Source organism: Bradyrhizobium sp. IC3123 (assembly GCF_020193625.1).
GTDB lineage: Bacteria > Pseudomonadota > Alphaproteobacteria > Rhizobiales > Xanthobacteraceae > Bradyrhizobium > Bradyrhizobium yuanmingense.
The window spans coordinates 437,260-456,947 of the sequence record NZ_JADYVF010000005.1; the positions used below are offsets into that span (position 1 = coordinate 437,260).

18 protein-coding genes are annotated in these 19,688 nt (G+C 64.7%); 5 read left to right on the forward strand and 13 right to left on the reverse strand.

Annotation, left to right across the window (positions count from 1 at the left end):
• Positions 1–10 precede the first annotated feature (10 nt).
• From I6F20_RS19565 to I6F20_RS19600, 8 genes are all read right to left on the reverse strand, one after another.
• Positions 11–496: a FixH family protein gene (locus tag I6F20_RS19565; protein ID WP_225127459.1), complete on the reverse strand. Its 486-nt coding sequence runs from the start codon at positions 494–496 to the stop codon at positions 11–13.
• 15 nt (positions 497–511) lie between these two features.
• Complete coding sequence (ccoG, locus tag I6F20_RS19570) at positions 512–1,978, reverse strand: cytochrome c oxidase accessory protein CcoG (protein ID WP_036037795.1); 1,467 nt, start codon at positions 1,976–1,978, stop codon at positions 512–514.
• 121 nt (positions 1,979–2,099) lie between these two features.
• Positions 2,100–2,975: a cytochrome-c oxidase, cbb3-type subunit III gene (gene ccoP / locus I6F20_RS19575; RefSeq protein WP_225127461.1), complete on the reverse strand. Its 876-nt coding sequence runs from the start codon at positions 2,973–2,975 to the stop codon at positions 2,100–2,102.
• A 6-nt stretch (positions 2,976–2,981) separates the two neighbouring features.
• The gene (locus I6F20_RS19580) at positions 2,982–3,146 is read right to left on the reverse strand and encodes a cbb3-type cytochrome oxidase subunit 3 (RefSeq protein WP_025034779.1); all 165 of its coding nucleotides are present in this window, start codon (positions 3,144–3,146) and stop codon (positions 2,982–2,984) included.
• A 13-nt stretch (positions 3,147–3,159) separates the two neighbouring features.
• Complete coding sequence (gene ccoO, locus I6F20_RS19585; RefSeq protein ID WP_036025943.1) at positions 3,160–3,894, reverse strand: cytochrome-c oxidase, cbb3-type subunit II; 735 nt, start codon at positions 3,892–3,894, stop codon at positions 3,160–3,162.
• Positions 3,895–3,906: 12 nt separating this feature from the next.
• Positions 3,907–5,556: a cytochrome-c oxidase, cbb3-type subunit I gene (gene ccoN, locus I6F20_RS19590; protein ID WP_036004408.1), complete on the reverse strand. Its 1,650-nt coding sequence runs from the start codon at positions 5,554–5,556 to the stop codon at positions 3,907–3,909.
• Positions 5,557–5,877: 321 nt separating this feature from the next.
• Positions 5,878–6,303, reverse strand: coding sequence for a CBS domain-containing protein (locus I6F20_RS19595; RefSeq protein WP_197947488.1), 426 nt, complete (start codon positions 6,301–6,303; stop codon positions 5,878–5,880).
• Between the two features lie 40 nt (positions 6,304–6,343).
• Positions 6,344–7,177, reverse strand: a complete 834-nt coding sequence (locus I6F20_RS19600; protein WP_225127463.1) for a universal stress protein — start codon at positions 7,175–7,177, stop codon at positions 6,344–6,346.
• A 218-nt stretch (positions 7,178–7,395) separates the two neighbouring features.
• Between I6F20_RS19600 and fixL the strand changes: the two genes are divergently transcribed.
• From fixL to I6F20_RS19620, 4 genes are all read left to right on the forward strand, one after another.
• A complete protein-coding gene (gene fixL, locus I6F20_RS19605) occupies positions 7,396–8,913 on the forward strand; it encodes a sensor protein FixL (protein ID WP_225127465.1) in 1,518 nt (505 codons plus the stop codon).
• A gap of 3 nt (positions 8,914–8,916) precedes the next feature.
• Complete coding sequence (gene fixJ / locus I6F20_RS19610; RefSeq protein ID WP_225127467.1) at positions 8,917–9,534, forward strand: response regulator FixJ; 618 nt, start codon at positions 8,917–8,919, stop codon at positions 9,532–9,534.
• A gap of 43 nt (positions 9,535–9,577) precedes the next feature.
• Positions 9,578–9,994: a response regulator transcription factor gene (locus I6F20_RS19615; protein ID WP_225127469.1), complete on the forward strand. Its 417-nt coding sequence runs from the start codon at positions 9,578–9,580 to the stop codon at positions 9,992–9,994.
• Between the two features lie 102 nt (positions 9,995–10,096).
• Positions 10,097–10,795: a helix-turn-helix domain-containing protein gene (locus tag I6F20_RS19620; protein WP_192893282.1), complete on the forward strand. Its 699-nt coding sequence runs from the start codon at positions 10,097–10,099 to the stop codon at positions 10,793–10,795.
• 43 nt (positions 10,796–10,838) lie between these two features.
• Here the strand turns inward: I6F20_RS19620 and I6F20_RS19625 are convergent, their stop codons facing one another.
• The 4 genes from I6F20_RS19625 to I6F20_RS19640 are packed head-to-tail and all read right to left on the reverse strand — an operon-like array spanning position 10,839 to position 16,742.
• Positions 10,839–12,152: an MFS transporter gene (locus I6F20_RS19625; protein WP_225127471.1), complete on the reverse strand. Its 1,314-nt coding sequence runs from the start codon at positions 12,150–12,152 to the stop codon at positions 10,839–10,841.
• A 23-nt stretch (positions 12,153–12,175) separates the two neighbouring features.
• A complete protein-coding gene (locus I6F20_RS19630; RefSeq protein WP_225127473.1) occupies positions 12,176–12,697 on the reverse strand; it encodes a PRC-barrel domain-containing protein in 522 nt (173 codons plus the stop codon).
• Between the two features lie 18 nt (positions 12,698–12,715).
• Positions 12,716–14,920 (reverse strand): amylo-alpha-1,6-glucosidase, encoded by a 2,205-nt coding sequence (locus I6F20_RS19635; protein ID WP_036004384.1) that lies wholly within the window; start codon positions 14,918–14,920, stop codon positions 12,716–12,718.
• A gap of 58 nt (positions 14,921–14,978) precedes the next feature.
• Positions 14,979–16,742 (reverse strand): ABC transporter ATP-binding protein, encoded by a 1,764-nt coding sequence (locus tag I6F20_RS19640; protein ID WP_036004382.1) that lies wholly within the window; start codon positions 16,740–16,742, stop codon positions 14,979–14,981.
• A 274-nt stretch (positions 16,743–17,016) separates the two neighbouring features.
• Here I6F20_RS19640 and I6F20_RS19645 point away from each other — a divergent pair, with 274 nt between their 5' ends.
• A complete protein-coding gene (locus tag I6F20_RS19645; protein WP_225127475.1) occupies positions 17,017–18,087 on the forward strand; it encodes a glycosyltransferase family 4 protein in 1,071 nt (356 codons plus the stop codon).
• A 181-nt stretch (positions 18,088–18,268) separates the two neighbouring features.
• Here the strand turns inward: I6F20_RS19645 and I6F20_RS38170 are convergent, their stop codons facing one another.
• Positions 18,269–19,549 carry a TRAP transporter large permease gene (locus tag I6F20_RS38170; protein WP_036004463.1) on the reverse strand — a complete coding sequence of 427 codons (1,281 nt, stop codon included), beginning with the start codon at positions 19,547–19,549 and terminating at the stop codon, positions 18,269–18,271.
• Between the last annotated feature and the right edge of the window lie 139 nt (positions 19,550–19,688).

A 19,688-nucleotide genomic window follows, 5' to 3' on the forward strand; every position in this document is an offset into this window, starting at 1 on the left:
ACGGAATCCTTCAGTTCAGGATCACGCGGTTGCGCGACATGAACACGCGCGTCCCCCGCGCCTCACCCTCGATCACCAGGTCCCATTGGCCCGGCGCGACGGACACCGCATTGCCGCGATAGAGGCCGATGCCGGATTCGCTGAGCTCGACGGTGAGGTCGGCGCGCTTGTCGGTCGGCCGCTCCAGCCTGCCGCCGAACTTCAGCCCGGAGATCGGCTGGCCGCCGGCATCGCGGGCCTCGACCTGGACCGAGGCGCCGCCGTCGTTGCGGCGCTCGACATGGGCGTTGACCTTCCACTTCCGCGCGGCTTGGTCCTGCGCCGCGGAGATCTCGCGCTCGTAAGTCAGGCCCGCGGCATAGGGGCTGTCGACGTCGGTGCCGGGCAGCGTTGCGATGGCGAGCTTCATCATGGTGGCATTGACGCCGATCACGAGGCCGAAGAAAGCGACCAGCATCAGGAAGACCTTGGTTCCGGTCAGCGGCTTGGATGACATGGTGGTCTCCTGATCTTACGGCGCGACAAAATTGTCGGTGGCGCTCGCGGCGACGCCGAGCCCGATGTCCATGACGTGGAAGCGGACCGGAATCGATTTCTCCGGATTGTTTTCGGCCGGCGCGGTGACCAGCAGCCGCAGCTCGCTGGTCGCATCGCGCGGGATCACGATGATCGGACGGTCCGGCGTGACCGAATCGATGCCGACGACGTGCATCGTGGGGTTCACGGGCCCCTCGACGTCGATCGCGATGACGCGGTCGTAGCCGCTCTTGTTCAGCAGCCGCACCGTATAGGCGTTGCGGATCGAGCCGTCGCTCAGCTTGACCGCGACCGGGTTGCGGTCGTGCAGCACGTTGACGTCGAGCAGGCTGCGGGTCGCCAGCGTATAGATCATGAAGCCGCCGACGGCCGCGATAATGGCACTATAGACGACGGTGCGAGGCCGGACGATCCGGTAGATCGGCGCCTTGCCTTCCTGGCGGCGATGGATGTTGATGTCGTTGTCGTAGCCGATCAGCCGCTTCGGCCGGCCGATCTTTGTCATCACGTTGTCGCATGCGTCGATGCAGAGGCCGCACTGGATGCATTCCATCTGCGGCCCGTTGCGGATGTCGATGCCGGTCGGGCAGACCGCGACGCATTGGTAGCAGTCGACGCAATCGCCGACCTGCTGGCCGAGGGCGCGCAGCTCGGCGGCCTTTTTCACCGAGGTGCGCTTCTCGCCGCGGTCATAGCGATAGGTGACGTTGAGCGCCCATTCGTCGGTGAGTGCGGCCTGAATGCGCGGCCACGGACACATATAGGTGCAGACCTGCTCGCGCATGAAGCCGGCGAGCAGATAGGTCGTCGCGGTGAGGATGCCGATCCAGATATAGGCGAGCATCGGCCCCTGGAAGGTGACGAGCTCCTTCACCAGGGTCGGCGCGTCGTTGAAATAGAGCACCCAGGCGCCGCCGGTCCACCAGGCGATCATGAGCCAGATCGAATGCTTGAGCACGATCTCGGAGATGCGCTCCAGCTTCATCGGATCGGACGATTTGTCCTTCTTCATCCGCTCGCGCCGGTCGCCCTCGATCAGGCGTTCGACCGCGTAGAACAGGTCGGTCCACACCGTCTGCGGACAGAGATAGCCGCACCAGATCCGCCCGCCGATGGAGTTCATCAGGAACAGCGCCACCGCGGCGACGATCAACAGGCCCGTGAAGTAATAGACCTCCTGCGGCCACAGCTCGATGAAGAAGAAATAGAAGCGGCTGTTGGGAAGATCGATCAGCACCGCCTGGCTCGGCGCGCCGAGACCGCGATTCCAGCGCACGAAGGGCAGGAAGTAGTAGACGCCGAGGCAGAATGCCATCAGGCCCCATTTGATCCGGCGGAAAGTACCGGAGACGCTCTGGGGATAGACCTTCTTGCGGGCCGCATAGAGCGGCCCGACGTCGTCCGCGGGCTTCAGTTCGTTCGGATTGACGGTCTTGTTCATCGCCTCGAGCTTCTTCAAAGGTGCGATTAAACCTAGACCCGGCACCGCCGCGCAGGTTGATCCAACGCAAACGGGGGCGCTTTTCTTCGCCCCCGCCGGAAGTCGTCGCTCGCGGATCGGCCTATTTGCCGCCGCCGAGCGAGTGGACGTAGACCGCCATCGCCTTGATGGTGGCGGGATCGAGCCGGCCTTCCCAGGCCGGCATCACGCCGGCGCGGCCCTGGCCGATGGTCTCGATCAGGCTCGCCTCGTCGGAGCCGTAGAGCCAGATCTTGTCGGTCAGATCAGGTGCGCCCATCTCCTGGTTGCCCTTGCCGGCGTCGCCGTGGCAGGCGGCGCAATTCTCCGCGAAGATCTTCTGGCCCTTGGGGGCGTCATAGCCGTTGCGGGTCGACAGGCCCGACAGCGACCGCACGTAATTGGCGGCGGTGACGATCTCGTCGCCCTTCAGCACGCCATCCTTGCCGAAGGCGAGCATCTGCCCCTCATGGGTCTTGGCATGGCCCGACCGCACGCCGAACTGGATGGTCTGCATGATCTGGTCGAGCGAGCCGCCCCACAGCCATTCGTCATCGTTCAGGTTGGGATAGCCCTTGGACCCCGTCGCACCCGTGCCGTGGCACGGCGCGCAATTGTCGCCGAACACCGTCTTGCCCTTGGCGCGCGCAAGCGCCAGCAGAGCCGGATCCTTCTGGATGTCGGCGAGCGAGGCCGAGCCCAGCGCCGCCATCTTGTCACCCCGGATCTTCTCGAGGTTGGCGAGCTCGACCGCGACGTCGGCGCGCGAGGAGTAACCGAACAGGCCGGTGGTGTTGCTTTGGATCAGCGGCCAGGCCGGATAGACGATCCAGTAGCCGATCGACCAGACGATGGTGAGATAGAAGGTGATCACCCACCACCGCGGCAGCGGCGTGTTGAGCTCCTTGATGCCGTCCCACTCGTGTCCGGTCGTGGACTTGCCGGAGACGGAATCGATGTCGCTAGAATGATCGGTCATGGTTTCTCACTCCTCCCGCAAGGGCAGGTGCGCTGCCTTGTCGAACGCAGCCTTGTTACGGGGCCAAAATGCGTAGGCGATGATCGCGAGAAAGATCGCGACGAACACCGGTGTCCAGATCGTCGTCACGAGATCGGACGCAAGATTATGGACGGTCAGGATGGCTTTCATCGTTCATGCCTTCTCAGCGAAGATTGGCTTTCTCGTTGTAGATCTTGAAGTCGACCAGCGTGCCGAGCATCTGCAGGTACGCGACCAGCGCGTCCATCTCGGTCGGCGTGCCGGTCTTGCCGTCGAAATTGCGTACGACGGCCTTGGCGTAGCGCTTGGTGAAGGCGTCGGTGCCGGCATTGTCCGGATCGGCCTGGGCCTTCAGGTCGGCGGCGGCATTGGCGAGTTGCTCGTCGCTATAGGGGACGCCGACGGTCCTGAGGGTGCGCATGTCGCCGGCGATCGCATCCGGGTCGATCTCGGCCTTGCTGAGAAACGGATAGCCGGGCATCACGGACTGCGGCACGATCGCGCGCGGGTTGGCCAGATGGGTGACGTGCCACTCGTCGGAATATTTGGCGCCGACACGGGCGAGATCCGGGCCTGTGCGCTTGGAGCCCCACTGGAACGGGTGATCGTACATGCTCTCGGCGGCGAGCGAGAAATGGCCGTAGCGCTCGACCTCGTCGCGCAAGGGCCGGACCATCTGCGAATGGCAGAGATAGCAGCCCTCGCGGACATAGACATTGCGCCCCGCCAGCTCCAGCGGCGTGTAGGGCCTGACCCCATCGACCTTCTCGATCGTGCTCTTGAGGTAGAACAGCGGAGTGATCTCGACGAGACCACCGACCGCGACCACCAGCAGGATGCCGACAATCAGGATGATCGAGTTCTTTTCGAAGATTTGGTGACGTGTCCAGAACGACATTGCTTGAGCTCCTCATTCCGCCGGCTGAAGAGCGACGGGCATCTGGACTTCCTGTTCGCCGACGCGAACCGTCATCCAGAGATTGTAGGCCATGATCAGCGAGCCGATCAGGAACAGGCCGCCGCCTGCGGCACGGATGATGTAGAAGGGATGCATCGCCTCGACGGTCTCGATGAAGGAATATTCGAGGAAGCCGAGCGAGGTGTAGGCGCGCCACATCAGGCCCTGGAGGATGCCGGACACCCACATCGCCGAGATGTAGAGGACGATGCCAAGGGTGGCGACCCAGAAGTGCCAGTTGACGAGCTTGAGGCTGTAGAGGCCCTTGCGATTCCAGGCCCACGGCACCAGGCAGTACAGCGCGCCGAAGGAGACGAAGCCGACCCAGCCGAGCGCGCCGGAATGCACGTGGCCGATGGTCCAGTCGGTGTAGTGGCTGAGCGAGTTGACCACCTTGATCGACATCATCGGGCCTTCGAAGGTCGACATGCCGTAGAAGGCGACGGAGACCACGAGCATGCGCAGCACGGGATCGGTGCGCAGCTTGTCCCAGGCACCCGACAGCGTCATCAGGCCGTTGATCATGCCGCCCCAGGAGGGCATCCACAGCATGATCGAGAAGGTCATGCCGAGCGTCTGCGTCCAGTCCGGCAGCGCCGTGTAGTGCAGATGGTGGGGACCTGCCCAGATGTAGAGGAAGATCAGCGCCCAGAAGTGGATGATCGAGAGCCGGTAGGAATAGATCGGCCGCTCGGCGCGCTTCGGGATGAAGTAGTACATGATGGCGAGGAAGCCGGCGGTCAGGAAGAAGCCGACCGCGTTGTGGCCGTACCACCACTGGAACATGGCGTCCTGGATGCCGCCCCAGGCGACGTAGGACTTCGAACCGAACACCGAAACGGGCAGCGCCGGGTTGTTGCCGAGATGCAGCACCGCGATCGTCACGATGAAGGCGAGATAGAACCAGTTCGCAACGAAGATGTGCGGCTCCTTGCGCTTGAAGATGGTGGCAAGGAAGACGAGCAGATAGACGACCCAGACGATGGTCAGCCACAGATCGGCGTACCATTCCGGCTCGGCATATTCCTTCGACTGGGTGACGCCGAGCAGATAGCCAGTGCCGGCGATCAGGATGAAGAAGTTGTAGCCGAGCACGACGAACCACGGCGCGAGGTCACCGGCAAGGCGCGCGCGGCAGGACTTCTGCACGACATAGAACGAGGTTGCGATCAAGACGTTGCCGCCGAACGCGAAGATCACGGCGGAGGTGTGCAGCGGACGCAGGCGGCCGAAGCTGATCCAGGGCAGATCGAAGTTCAGCGCGGGCCAGGCCAGCTGCGAGGCGATGATGAGGCCGACGAGGAATCCGGCAATGCCCCAGAACATCGCCATGAAGGCCGAGAACTTGATCGGCCCCATGCTGTAGTTCGGGCGGCCGTTGATCTCCTGGGCCGGCAGCGCCGCCGGCCGCTCGAAGTAGCGGTTGACGATGAAGAACACCGCAGCGAGGCTCGCCGCCGCGCTGAGCGCAGCGTGGAACGCGAAGGGCGCATCGAGCGCCTTGGCCGAGGCGATCACGCAGAGGAAAGCGGTGACTGCGAATACGACAGCCAAGCCGCTTTCACCGATGGTCATGGATTTTGAGATGGAGGGCTGGCTCATGCGGATTCTCTCTGAAAGAACACGCTGCCAGAAACCACATCCACCCTCGCGGCGAATTGATTGAAATCAAGATAGATGGATTTCTGTTAATGTGAGCCGATGCAGTGCCGGTTGAAATGCCCTCTCCCCTTGTGGGAGAGGGCAGCGAGAAAGGTGCGGCAAACTCACTTGGTTGAGGGGTTGGTTCCGCACGAAAAGTTTTTCCGTTGAAGCGGACCCCTCATCCGGCGCTTCGCGCCACCTTCTCCCGCAAGGGGAGAAGGGAAGAAAGATAGATGACCTCCGTGAAATCACGGAGGTTGGAACAGAAGGATCCAGACCTCACTCCCGCGCCGTCGCCTTGAGCGCCGCGATGACGTCCTCGCGCGCGATGATGCCGACCAGCTTCTGTGTGCCGTCCAGCACGATGATGCTCCTGATGCGGTGCTCGACCATGATCTGGAGCACGCGCGTCAGCCGCGTGTCGGGGCTGACATAGATGAACTCGGGCGTCATGACGTCGCCGATCTTGCGGCTCATCAGGTCGTCGTAGCGCGGCAACATCTGGCTCGGCGTAAAGGCGAAGCACTTCAGGATGTCGAACTTGGTCACGATGCCGACCACCTGCCCGTCGTCTTCGACCGGATAGGAATTGAAATCGTCGGTCTCGAACATCTCGCTGAGCTGGAACAAATCGAGGTCGCGCTGCACCGTCTTGACGTTGCGCGTCATGTAGCCGTCGACGGTCTGTTCAAGAAATTGGTACACGGCGCGTCCTCCTCGATTCCTCAAACTGGCCGGACGATGGTCAGTGCGACAGCAGCACGCTGCGGACGGTTTGCGTCACCAGATATTGCGTGACGCCTCCGAGGATCAGTTCGCGAAATCTCGAATGACCATAGGCGCCCGCGACGATCAGGCCCGCGCCGGTGTCGCCGGCGACTTTCTCCAACCGCGCAGCTGGGGTTTCGTTTCCTGCGGCCTCGAGGACCCGCGCAGTCGCGGTGATGCCGTGGCGGCCGAGCCAGGCGGCAACGTCGCTGACACCGGCCATCACGGCCGAACGGTCGTCGCCCCGCTCCGGGATTTCCACGATGGTGACGTCCTTCGCCTTGTGCAGCATCGGCAGCGCGCCCGCCACCGCCCGCCGCGCTTCCGGCGTGTCCTTCCACGCCACCAGCACGCTGCGCAGGTCGAGCCAGTTGGCCCGGTCGGGAACGACGAGCAGCGGGCGGCCGGTCTGCATCACCAGGTCCTTGGGACTCGCCAGCGAGAAAGCATCGGAGAAGGCCGGGCTCTGCCCACCGCTGACGACGATGTCGGCGCAACGCGCCTGCGCCGTGACGAAGCGGGCCGGATAATCCATCGCGCTGCGCCACTCCGCGTGTCCACCGCGATTTTTCACGGCCGCGCGGAATTGCGCTTCGAGCCCGGCCAGCCGCCGCTTGATCGAAGCTTCGCCCTCGTCGATCAGCGCTTGCGCCTCTGCGCCGTCGGTGAAATAGAGCGGCGGGACGAACTGCGCCGCAGCGACCCCGACGATGGCCGCCTCGAATCGTTCGGCGAGCTCGCCTGCGACCTGAAGACGCGCTTCGTTGAGTTGATCGAGCGCCAGGCTGACCATGACGGTGGCGTATGTCATCGGGAAATCTCCAGCATTACAGAATTTTTTGAATCCTAGACCTGCTGCCGCGCAACAGGCTGAGCTAGATCAAATCGAGGTCTCTGGCTGCCCACTCTCCCGGAATGGGGAGTCCGGCAGTGGATTCAACGTCCGCGCTTGCCTCCGGCCGAGCCTTGGGCGACATTGCTGAAGCGGTAACGGCATCCTGCCGGTCCGCCGAGAATAGGAGCAGAACCTTGGCGCCGACCCGCGGGAACCATCCGGCAGACGATGGTCGGGGCGAGCATTTCCGAGTCCGCATCGAGGGATTCGGGGTCGGCACCTGGGACCTCGACCTGCAGACTCGCGAGCTCGACTGGTCGGACACGGCCAGACGGCTGTTCGGCCTGCAGCCGGACCAGGCCGTCAGCTACGATCTCTTTCTTTCCCTGTTGGAGCCGGGCGATCGGGACCACCTCCTGAAGGCGATCGGGCGCACATCGGAAGGTGGCGGGGGCCTCGACTTGTCCTTCAAGGTCAGCGGCGCGTCCGGAAACGGCCAATGGATCCGGGCCAGGGCCGGCGTGATCCGGGACGATGCGGGCATGCCGCGTCATCTCAGCGGGATATTCCTCGACATCAACGAGGAGAAGCAGCTCGAAGAGGCCCTGCGGTCCCAGGAGAATCATCTTCGCTCGATTCTCGAAACGGTGCCCGATGCCATGATCGTCATCGATTCACGCGGCATCATGCAGCTCTTCAGCAGCGCGGCGGAGCGGCTGTTCGGCTACAGCAAGCAGGAAGCGATCGGCCGGAACGTGAGCATTCTCATGCCGGAGCCCGATCAGTCGCGTCACGACAGCTATCTCACGCGCTATCTCAGGACCAATGATCCGCACATCATCGGCATCGGCCGGATCGTGACGGGCAAACGCCGCGACGGCACGACCTTCCCGATGCACCTGTCCGTCGGGAAGACGCAACGCGCGGGCGAGCCCCATTTCACCGGCTTCGTGCGCGATCTCACCGAGCACCAGCAGACCCAGGCGCGGCTCCAGGAGCTGCAATCCGAGCTCGTGCACGTGTCGCGGCTGACCGCGATGGGCGAGATGGCTTCCGCGCTCGCCCACGAGCTCAACCAGCCGCTGGCGGCGATCAGCAATTACATGAAGGGATCGCGGCGCCTCCTCGCCGGCAGCACCGATCCCAACATGCCGAAGGTCGAAAGCGCGCTGGACCGTGCGGCGGAGCAGGCGTTGCGCGCCGGCCAGATCATCCGCCGCCTGCGCGACTTCGTCTCCCGCGGCGAATCCGAGAAGCGGGTCGAGAGCCTGTCCAAGCTGATCGAGGAAGCCGGCGCGCTCGGGCTCGCCGGCGCGCGCGAGCAGAACGTGCAGCTGCGCTTCAGCCTCGATCCCGACGCCGACCTCGTTCTCGCCGACCGGGTGCAGATTCAGCAGGTGCTGGTCAACCTGTTCCGCAACGCGCTCGAGGCGATGGCGCAGTCGCAGCGGCGCGAGCTCGTTGTCGCCAACACCCGTGTCGCCGACGGCATGATCGAGGTGGAGGTCTCCGACACCGGCATCGGCTTCCGGGAAGACATCATTCCAAACCTGTTCCAGACCTTCTTCACCACCAAGGACACCGGCATGGGCGTGGGACTCTCCATCAGCCGCTCGATCATCGAGGCCCATGGCGGCCGCATGTGGGCCGAGAGCAACGCAGCGGGCGGAGCGACCTTCCGCTTCACCCTGCCGGCAACCGACGAGAGCTGATCCATGACGACCAAGGGACATGTTTACGTCATCGACGACGACGCGGCGATGCGGGACTCGCTGAACTTCCTGCTGGATTCCGCCGGCTTCGCCGTCACTTTGTTCGACGACGCGCTCGCCTTTCTCGAAGCCCTGCCCGGCCTCGATTTCGGCTGCGTCGTCTCCGACGTGCGCATGCCCGGCCTCGACGGCATCGAGCTCTTGAAGCGAATGAAGGCGCAGCAAAGCCCGTTCCCGATCGTGATCATGACCGGTCACGGCGACGTGCCGCTGGCGGTCGAGGCGATGAAGCTCGGGGCGGTCGACTTCCTGGAAAAGCCATTCGATGACGACCGTCTCACCGCCATGATCGAGTCGGCGCTCCGCCAGGCCGAGCCCGCCGCCAAGAACGAGGCCGTCGCGCAGGATATCGCTGCCCGCGTCGCATCCTTGAGCCCGCGGGAGCGCCAGGTCATGGAGGGGCTGGTCGCGGGCCTCTCCAACAAGCTGATCGCCCGCGAATACGACATCAGCCCGCGGACCATCGAGGTCTACCGGGCCAACGTCATGACCAAGATGCAGGCGAGCAGCCTTTCGGAACTGGTTCGCCTCGCGATGCGCGCCGGCATGCTCAACGATTGAGGCAGGTCAAGGCGACTTCACGGCGCAGTGCTAGCCAGACAGCATGGTTGAGGTCAGCCCACATCGTGCGCGGCCGTCGTCCTCCCCACAACCCACCGTCTTTGTGGTCGACGATGATGCCGCAGTTCTCGGATCCCTGCGGTTCCTGCTGGAGACCGACGGCTTCGCCGTGCGGACCTTCAGGAGTGGCACGGCGCTGCTCAATCTCGGCGCCGCGCCCGGGCCGGACTGCTACGTCATCGACTACAAGATGCCCGACATCAACGGCATCGATTTGACCGGCCGGCTTCGCAAATCGCACCGCGACGCGCCCGTGATCCTGATCACCGGCTATCCCGACGAGAACATCTCGGCCCGGGCCGCGATGGCGGGCATCAAGGACGTGGTTTTGAAGCCGCTTCTCGACGAAAACCTGGTCAAGTGCATCCGCCACGCCATCCAGGACCGCCCCGGAGCGTGACCTAGGGACTCTACGTAGGTAAACATCCCTAAGATAACGCGCGAAATTTCCGGATTGCGTGTTTCATCGTAGCAGTGCTCCATCACAACGGAGATGGCGCAGATGCTGACCCAGACGCTCAACACCCAGGCGATCAACACCCAAATCGGTGGCAAGATTGCTCCTGCCCACCCCGTTACCGACCAGTTCGGCGCGATCGCGGGCCATGTCGGCCTGGTCGCCACCGAGTTCTCCTACGGCAAGGACGAGGAGATCTATGGCGAGGAGGAGGCGGCCGAATATGTCTATCAGGTCGTGACCGGCGCGGTGCGCAGCTACAAGCTTCTCTCCGACGGCCGCCGCCAGATCGGCGCCTTCCATCTTCCCGGCGACGTGTTCGGCCTCGAATCCGGTCCCACTCACCGCCTCGCCGCTGAAGCCATCATCGATACCACCGTCCGCCTCGTGAAGCGCGCCAGCCTGGAAAAGGCCGCCGGCACCGACGTGCAGGTCGCCCGCAAGCTCTGGGCCATGACCGCCGGCGAGTTGCGCCATGCCGAGGACCACATGCTGCTGCTGGGCCGCAAGACTGCGATGGAGCGCGTCGCGACCTTCCTGCTCGAAATGGACCGCCGCCTCGCCGTCGCCGGCATGATGGCACTGCCGATGTGCCGCCGCGACATCGGCGACTATCTCGGCCTCACCTTGGAGACCGTGTCGCGCGCGCTGTCGCAGCTGCACGCTCAGGGCATTCTCGGTTTCTCCGGTGCCCGCCAGATCATGCTGCGCAACCGCCAGCGTCTGCACAATCTCGACGCCTGATCCTCAATCTTCCTCCCGACCCACTTTGGCCGGCTGAATACGTTCAGCCGGCCACTTCTTTGGTGGCGGTCAGACCCGTGCGCCGCGTCTCCGGCATCACAAAGAAGATCAGCAGGAGCCCCGCTGCGGCAACGCCGGACAGCCCGATGAATGCGGTGGCATTGCCGAACTTGTCGCTGACATAGCCGCCAAGCACCGTGCTCAGCGACGCGCCGATGCCCGTTGCGGTGCCGACGATCCCCTGCGCCAGGTTGAAATGCCCGCTGCCGAACGCGACGTCGGCGACGATCAGCGGGATCATCACCGCGAAGACCGCCGCGGTGATGCCGTCGAACACCTGCACCAGCACCAACAGATACGGATCGCGCACGGTCGCAAACAACAGGCCGCGAATCGCCAGAGCACCGAATCCGATCAGCAGCAGCGGGCGCCGGCCCCACGCTTGCGCCTTGCGCCCGACCGTCGGCGACAGCATCGCCACGATCGCTTGCGGAACGACGATGCAAAAGGCGACGAGCACGGTCGCCCATTGGCTCGATCGCGCCGTCACCGCGCTCGCCATCAGCGGCATCATCGCGGCGTTCGCGAGCTGCAGCAGCAGCACGCTGAGCGCGAACACGATGAGCGGGCGCTGCCGGATCAGGTGCCAGATATTGGGATCGCCGCGGTCGGCGGCTTCAGGCGGCAGCTCGCCGTGACAGCGCCTGATGTCGACCTCGTTCTCGCGGATGCGCGACAGAGCGATCAGGGTTGGAATCACGAGCAGGAAGGTGACCAGGAAGACCGAGCGGCTCGATAACAGGTAGCCCGCGGTGCCCATCACCGCTGCCGCGACGCCGTTGCCGAGCGAGGCGAAGCGCGCGTTGCGCCCGAGCCGCTCGCCGATCGCGAGCGGGCCGACGAGGCCGAGGCTGATCGCGGCGATCGCCGGCCCGAGCACGCAGCTCGCCATCGCATGCAGCGTGGCGGCGGTCACCACGACGGCGAAGATCGGCATCGCCGCATAGGCCAGCGCGCAGGCGCCGATGGTCGCGATCGCGAGGGCAGCGACGAGGCGCTCCGATTTCGCGGCATCGATGATCGCGCCGCCCGGCATCTGGCCGATCAGGGCGACGATGCCGCCGATCGACAGCACGAACCCGATCTCGACCTGGGTCCATTTCTGCGTCGTCAGATAGACCGCGATGAAGGGACCGAATCCGGTCTGCACGTCGGCGAGGAAGAAGATGAACCAGTCGAGGCCGCGCAGGCTCTGGCGCGACGGCGCCGGAATGCCCGCAGCCGCCGGCTCCGCGACGTTGTCCTGCTCGACGACGCCGCCGCGATCTGCATGATTCGGCTTCCTCGACAACAGCACGGGCGGTCAGCCCTCCCTGCACCTCACTGAATCGCTTGCAGCGGCTGAAGGCTGCCGGACGCGCCGAGCACGACGATCGGCGTGTCCTCCTTGTATTCCGGTGCGGCCGCGACCTGCGCCTTGGTCAATTCCAGCGTGATGCTGTCCTTCTTGTTGGCGATCTTGCCGAAGCGCAGCGCGTTCCAGTCGACGACGATCTTGCGGCTGCCGACGCCGAGGAAGCCGCCGAAATCGATCGCCGCAGCGCGGACATGACCGGTGCGATCGACGATGACGTCGACGATGCGACCCATGTCCTCGCCGGCGGCGCTGCGAACGTCGCGGCCGAGAACGCCGTGGGCCTCGCTCGCGCCGATGATGGTCACCGATGGCGGTGGCGCGGCGTCCTTGGGCGTGACGGGCACCGTGGAAGCCGGCGGTTGCACATTTGCCGGTGCCTTTGCCTCGCTCGGGGATGCAGGCGGCTCCTCGGCCGCGCGCGATCCGGCGACCGTCAAGCCCGCGACGATCGACACGCCCAAGATCAACCTTCCGATTGCACGCATGACCTCCTCCTCGCGCCTCTAGCGCGCCAGCACGATCGAGACCTGGATCTGACCGCGCGTGCGCAACACTTCCAGCGCCACGTCGTCGCCGTGACGGCTGACGCGAAGATCGACGCTGGATTCGCCAAGGCGCAGATCGCGCAGGATCACCTCGTTGAGGAACGCCGGCAGATGCGGGTTGCGCAGGCGAATCTCGCCGCGCGCGACGTCGAACTCGAGGCCGAGCGCCGCCTCCAGCAACGTGAACGGCGTCGCGCTGGCCCAGGCCTGCGGCGCGCAGGCGACCGGGTACAGCGTCGGCCCGCGCCGCTTCTCGCGCCGGAAGCCGCAGAACAATTCGGGCAGCCGGCGCAAATCCATGTAGGTCGCGGCGTCGAACAGCCCCTTGAAGACATGCGCCACCGAATGCTTGAGGCCGTAGCGCGCCAGCCCCAGCGCGATCAGCGCGTTGTCGTGCGGCCAGATCGATCCGTCATGGTAGGACATCGGGTTGTAGCGCACCTCGCCTTGCGCGACGGTGCGGATGCCCCAGCCCGAGAAGAAATGCGGCCGCATCAGATCGGCGGCGACGAGACGCGCGCGGTCCTCGCGGACCATGCCGCTGAACAGGATCTGCCCGGCATTCGAGGTCCTCACCTTGCAGGGCCGCTTCTTGCCGTCGAGCGCGAGCGCATAGGTGCCGAGCTCCTCGCACCAGAACGCCTGCTCGAAGCGCTCGGCGAGCGCCCTGGCTTCGGCCTCGAGCTTGCGCACGCGGTCCGGCTTGCCGAGCCGCAGCGCGCAACGCGCCGCGAGCTGCTTGGCGGCGAAGACGTAGCCCTGGACCTCTGCGAGCGCGATATTGCCCTCGGCAAGCCGGCCGTCGGCATGGAAGATCGCGTCATAGGAATCCTTCCAGCCCTGGTTCGCCAGCCCTTTCTCGGTCGCGCGCTGGTATTCGACGAAACCGTCTTGGTCGGGATCACCAGGGCCGTCGATCCAGGCCAGCCCCGCCTCGATCGCCGGCCACAGCTCGATCAACGTGGCCTCGTCGCCGGTGCGCTCGAAATAGCTGCCTGCGAGCAGCACGAACAGCGCGGTCGAATCGACGCTGCCGTAGTAATGCGCGAACGGGACTTCCCCGAGCGCCGCCATCTCGCCGCCGCGCATCTCGTGCAGGATCTTGCCGGGCGCGGCGTCCGCGAGCGGATCGACCGCCGCGGCCTGGAAATGCGCGAGCCGGCGCAGGACGCCCTTGGCAATGCGCGGATCGACCCAGAGCATCTGCAGCGCGGTGATGAGGCCGTCGCGCCCGAACGTCGTCGAGTACCAGGGAATGCCGGCATAGGGATAGCGTCCCTGCGGCGTCTCGGTCATCAGCATGTTGAGGTCGGCCATGGCCTGGCACAGCACCTCGTTGAAGATGTTGTTGGAGGTCTCGATGCTGGCCGCGCCCATGGTCGACTGCCGCATCTCGCGGCGGTGCGCCAGCAGACCCGGGAAGAACCGCACCGGCTTCTCCGTCAGCGGCCGGTTGCAGGACACGGCCACGAACAGCGATTTGGCCTGGTGCGGCTCCAGGTCGAGCTCCCAGGTCGCAGCGTTGACCGAGAGCCGCGTCGGACGCGGATCGAAATGCAGGCCGGTGGTCCGCTCGGCGTCGTCAAGGCCGCGATACTCGAACAGGACGTCGGTCGGCCCGAGCAGCCGGCCGGTTCCGACGCCGCGGCGCGGCCGCCGCTCGCCGCGGACCTCGAACAGATCGGCGAAGTCGTTGCCGAACAGCAGCGTCAGCTCGAAGCTGGTGCGCCGGTCGCCATGGTTCTGCACGCCGATGCGCTGGTACGCGGTGCCGCGCCACAGGAAGATGGTGCGCACGACGTGCAACAGGTCCTTTTGCAGAACGAGGTTGCCCTGCCGGTAGATGTCCGGATTGGTGAGATCGACGGTCAACGCCGAATTGTCGTCGCGCAGATTCGAGCCGAGCAGCAGCGGCTGGAGATCGTCGAGCACGAGCTCCAGCCGCGCAAGATAGCGCGTGTCGTGATGGAACAGCCCGTCCGGCCCGCCAGCGGACGCGCCGATGTCGCCGTGGCTGTCGAGCACGATAAAGGTGTCGTCGTGCTTGAGCGAACGCCGCGGCCGGGCCGAGGGCCCGGTCATCGGAATGTAGAAGGGCTGTTCCGCGACCTGTTCCGGGGTCCGCGTCACGGAGACGAACTGGGTTACGGCTTCTGCCGACATGAGCTGCTCCCCTGCGCTTGATTCGAAACGCGACCGACTCGAGAACGCGACTGTTGGTTTACGCGGCGGCTTGCGCGAGCCGGCTCATTTCCTGCGTGACCAGCTCACGATACGGCCCGTGACCCTGCATCAGGCGCTCGGGCGAGCCGTCCTCGATGATCTTACCATTCCTCAACACCACGACACGATCGAAATTGCGCAGCGTCGCAAGGCGATGAGCGATCGCGATCACGGTGCGGCCGCGCATCAGGCGGGACAGCGCCTCGCGGATCGCCTCCTCGGATTCGCTGTCGAGCGCGGCGGTCGCCTCGTCCAGCAGCAGGATCGGCGCGTCCTTCAGGAAGGCGCGCGCGATCGCGATGCGCTGGCGCTGGCCGCCCGACATCTTGACGCCGCGGTCGCCGACCATGGTGTCGAGGCCCTCGGGCAGGCTCTCGACGAAGTCGCAGCGCGCTGCGATCGCCGCGCGCAGCACCTCGTCGTCGGTCGCGTTCGGCCGGCCATAGCGGATGTTCTCGCGAATCGAGCGATGAAACAAGGAAATGTCCTGCGGCACGACGGAAATCGCCTCGCGCAGGCTCAGCTGCGTCACCTTCGAGATGTCCTGGCCGTCAATGGTGATATTGCCCTCGTCGACGTCGTAGAAGCGCTGCAGCAGCGTGAACAGCGTCGACTTGCCGCCGCCGGACTGGCCGACCAGTCCGACGCGCTGGCCGGGCTGGAGGCGCAGGCTGAAGCGCTCGAAGATCTTGTCGCTGCCGGGATAGCCGAAGGTGACGTTGTTGTACGCGATGGCCGCGCCGCTTTTGACCAGGGGCTCGGCCTCGGGATGATCGCGGAGCTCGTGCGGCACCAGCAGCGTGGCGATCGCCTCTGTCAGACGCGCGACGTGCTGGGTGACGTCGACCAGCGCCACCGCAAGATCGCGCGTCGCGCTCAGGATCGAGATGCCGAGCGTACAGACCAGCACGACGTCGCCGGTCGTCGCTTGGCCCTTCTGCCAGAGCGAGATCGCCCAGGCCATCAGCGCAATGGTCAGAAGCACGGTGATGACGGCATGCAACAGCCGCAGCTTCTCCAGATAACGCAGGCTGCGGCTGCGCGCGGTCAGCTCCTGGTTCACGGTCGCGTCGAACCGCTCATGCTCGTGGCTGATGCCGCAGAAGGCGCGCACCAGCGGCATGTTGCTGATGACGTCGATCATCTCGCCGTCGACCAATGCGGCCTTGTCGGCGAAATCGTCATGCAGCGGCTTGCCGGCCGCGGCCAGACGAAACATCGCAACCACCATGCCGCCCGCGATCGCGATCAGGCCGAGCGCCATGTAGGGACTGACGGTTCCAATCAGGATGATTGCCGCAATTGTGGCAATGCACGGCGGCAACACATTCCAGACGAACATGTTCTCGACGGTGAACACCGCGTTCGAGGTCGCGGTGATGCGGCTCGTCAGCATGCCGGGCATCCGGTCCGAGAAGTAGCTCGGGGCGTGCCCGGTCAGATGACGAAATATGTCACGCCGTAAATCGCCGGTGACCCGGACGAAGGTGAAGCTCGCCGTCCAGCTTGCGATCCGCCACAGGAAGTTGTCGGCGGCAATCAGTGACATGAGCAGAATGAATGCCAGCCATACGCCACCGCCATACGAGGGACCGGCCGACAAGGCGTCGACCAGAGCTTTGACGCCATACTGGGTGCCTACGGAGCAGGCAACGGCCCCCACGACCGCGGTCAGGATCACCAAATGCGACGCGAGACGACGCCGGAGATAGCGCAGGACAAAGGCAAATGGCCTACGCGCGTACCCAGAAAGCTGATCCATATGGCTGTCGCCCCGTTATGCTGATTTTTCGTTTCGTTACTGGTCGAGTGAACATCGACCGCTTCGCCTCGGTTCCCGGGCAATCCCATCACGACATGCGGATGCGGACGATGTGCGAAGATGTAGTGGCAGCATCGCGACGCTCCGCCGACGTGTCGAATATGTAACGTTCGGGGGAAGGAACTTCGCAGGTGCGGGAACGTTCCCTCGTCTGGCATTGCCGGTGCCGTTAAGGCGGGGGTTTCAACTTCATGATCGCAGAGGAGATGGTGAGATGCGCATCGCGCAGGTAGCTCCGTTGACGGAGGCTGTTCCACCCAAGCTGTATGGCGGCACCGAGCGGGTGGTGCATTGGTTGACGGAAGAGCTGGTGGCCCTGGGCCATGACGTGACGCTTTTCGCCAGCGGCGACTCGCGGACATCGGCCAAGCTCGATGCATTATGGCCGCGGGCGCTTCGGCTCGACGGTTCCGTGCGCGATCCCAACGCGCTGCACATGGTGCTGCTGGAGCGGGTGCGGCAAAAATGTGACGACGAGGAGTTCGATTTCCTCCACTTCCATCTCGACTATTATCCCTGGTCGTTGTTCCACCGCCAGCCGACCCCGTTCGTGACGACGTTGCACGGCCGGCTCGATCTTCCCGAGCATCAGCCGGTCTTCAACACGTTCACCAAGATGCCGGTCATCTCGATCTCCAATGCGCAGCGGCGGCCGGTGCCGCAGGCGAACTGGGTGACGACGATCCACCACGGCCTGCCGGAGAAGCTGCTGACGCCGAAGCCGGCGAAACAGGAATACCTCGCCGTGCTCGGCCGCATCGCGCCCGAGAAGGGCGTCGATCGCGCCATCAAGATCGCGACCCATTGCGGCATCCCGCTCAAGATCGCCGCCAAGGTCGACCGTGCCGACCAGGATTATTATGACGAGCTGATCCGGCCGATGATCGAGAACAATCCGTTGATCGATTTCATCGGCGAGATCGGCGATCACGAGAAATCGGATTTCCTGAGCGGCGCCCTCGGCCTCTTGCTGCCGATCGACTGGCCGGAGCCGTTCGGCCTCGTCATGATCGAGGCCATGGCGTGCGGAACACCGGTGGTCGCCTTCAACCGCGGCTCGGTGCCGGAGATCATCGACGAGGGCCTCACCGGCTTCATCGTCGAGGACGTCATCAGCGCCGCGGGCGTGGTGAACCGGCTTCCGCAACTCGACCGCACCGCGATCCGCAAGCAGTTCGAAACGCGCTTCACCGCGCGGCGCATGGCCCTGGACTACCTCGCCGCATATCGCAGCCTGACCGAGGCGCAGGCACCGCGGATCAAGCTGGTGAGCAGCGCGGAGTAGACTTTCTACATCGCTGCCGGTCTCTTCCCTTCTCCCCTTGTGGGAGAAGGTGGCGCGAAGCGCCGGATGAGGGGTATGTCTCCGCTCGCAGAACTGTTCGTGAGGAGAGAAACCCCTCACCCGGCTTCGCTTCGCGAAGCCACCCTCTCCCACAAGGGGAGAGGGTACACCTGTCGCACCGCTACATCCCTAATAGCCGCGGCAGCCACAGCGACAGGCCCGGCCAATAGGTCACCACCACGAGGAAGCCCAGCATCGTCAGCAGCCACGGCCACACTGCGACCGTGAGCTCGGTGATCCCCATCTTGGCGATGCCCGAGGCGACGTAGAGATTGAGGCCGACCGGCGGATGGCACAGGCCGACCTCCATGTTGACCGTCATCAGGATGCCGAAATGGATCGGGTCGATGCCGAGCTTGACCGCGACCGGAAACAGGATCGGGGCCATGATCAGGATGATCGAGGACGGCTCCATCACGTTGCCTGCGAGCAGCAGCAGGATGTTGACGAGCAGCAGGAAACCGATCCAGCCCAGGCCCTGGTCGATCATCCATTGCGCCAGCGCCTGCGGCACGTTCTCGTAGGTCATCAGGAACGAGAACAGCACGGCATTGGTGATGATGTAGAGCAGCATCGCCGAAAGGTTGGCCGACGACAGCAGCACGCGCGGCACGTCGCGCAGCTTCAGGTCCTTGTAGATGAACACCGCGACGATGAAGGCGTAGACCGCGCTGACGGCGGCAGCTTCAGTCGGCGTGAACAGGCCACTGTAGATGCCGCCGATCACGATCACGATCAGGAGGATGCCCCAGATCGACTTGCGGAACGCATCGAGACGCTCCATGAAGGTCGCCTTCGGCATCCGCGGATAGTCGTTGCGCCAGGCGCGATAGAACGTCGTCATGCCGAGCAGCGTGGCGAGCGCAAGCCCCGGCACGATGCCGGCGATGAAGAGCTTGCCTACCGAGCTGTTGGTGGAGACGGCGTAGAGCACCATCGGGATCGATGGCGGAATCAGAATGCCGAGCGAGCCCGACGTCGTGATCACGCCGGCGCCGAACCGCTTCGGAAAGCCTTGCGCGACCATCGCGGGCAGGATCACTGAGCCGATCGCCACCACGGTCGCCGGCGAGGAGCCGGAGATCGCGGCGAACAGCGCGCAGGCGACCACGCCCGACAGCGCGAGCCCGCCATACCAATGGCCGACCAGCGAGGTTGCGAAGGTGATCATCCGCCGCGCCACGCCGCCATGAGTCAGGAAGTTGCCGGCCAGAATGAAGAACGGGATCGCCATGATCTCGAAATTCTCGATGCCGGTGAACAGCTTTAGCGCCACCGATTCGGTTCGCACGTCAGTCAGCGTGAACATGAAGCTGAGCACGGTCAGACCCAGCGCAATCGAGATCGGCATGCCGGTCAGCATCAGCGAGATCAGCAGCGCGAACACGATGAAGACGCGCAGGCCCTGCGGCAAGGTGATGACATGGGCCGCATGCGCGAAGCACAGCGCGACGATCAGGACCGGCAGCAGCATCAGGATCCAGCCGAGCGGGCTGCGCTCGTCCCGGACCACCTGGGTGGGCGTGACCGGCGCCGGATGC

Bases quoted from the DNA above. Each gene is read 5' to 3' on its own strand.
- I6F20_RS19620 (WP_192893282.1), top strand. From the start codon at position 10,097: ATGCTGACCCAGACGCTCAACACCCAGGCGATCAACACCCAAATCGGT.
- ccoG (WP_036037795.1), bottom strand. From the start codon at position 1,978: ATGAACAAGACCGTCAATCCGAACGAACTGAAGCCCGCGGACGACGTC.
- I6F20_RS19640 (WP_036004382.1), bottom strand. From the start codon at position 16,742: ATGGATCAGCTTTCTGGGTACGCGCGTAGGCCATTTGCCTTTGTCCTG.
- I6F20_RS19615 (WP_225127469.1), top strand. From the start codon at position 9,578: ATGGTTGAGGTCAGCCCACATCGTGCGCGGCCGTCGTCCTCCCCACAA.
- I6F20_RS19635 (WP_036004384.1), bottom strand. From the start codon at position 14,920: ATGTCGGCAGAAGCCGTAACCCAGTTCGTCTCCGTGACGCGGACCCCG.
- I6F20_RS19630 (WP_225127473.1), bottom strand. From the start codon at position 12,697: ATGCGTGCAATCGGAAGGTTGATCTTGGGCGTGTCGATCGTCGCGGGC.
- ccoO (WP_036025943.1), bottom strand. From the start codon at position 3,894: ATGTCGTTCTGGACACGTCACCAAATCTTCGAAAAGAACTCGATCATC.
- ccoP (WP_225127461.1), bottom strand. From the start codon at position 2,975: ATGACCGATCATTCTAGCGACATCGATTCCGTCTCCGGCAAGTCCACG.
- ccoN (WP_036004408.1), bottom strand. From the start codon at position 5,556: ATGAGCCAGCCCTCCATCTCAAAATCCATGACCATCGGTGAAAGCGGC.
- fixJ (WP_225127467.1), top strand. From the start codon at position 8,917: ATGACGACCAAGGGACATGTTTACGTCATCGACGACGACGCGGCGATG.
- I6F20_RS19645 (WP_225127475.1), top strand. From the start codon at position 17,017: ATGCGCATCGCGCAGGTAGCTCCGTTGACGGAGGCTGTTCCACCCAAG.
- I6F20_RS19600 (WP_225127463.1), bottom strand. From the start codon at position 7,177: ATGACATACGCCACCGTCATGGTCAGCCTGGCGCTCGATCAACTCAAC.
- I6F20_RS19565 (WP_225127459.1), bottom strand. From the start codon at position 496: ATGTCATCCAAGCCGCTGACCGGAACCAAGGTCTTCCTGATGCTGGTC.
- I6F20_RS19580 (WP_025034779.1), bottom strand. From the start codon at position 3,146: ATGAAAGCCATCCTGACCGTCCATAATCTTGCGTCCGATCTCGTGACG.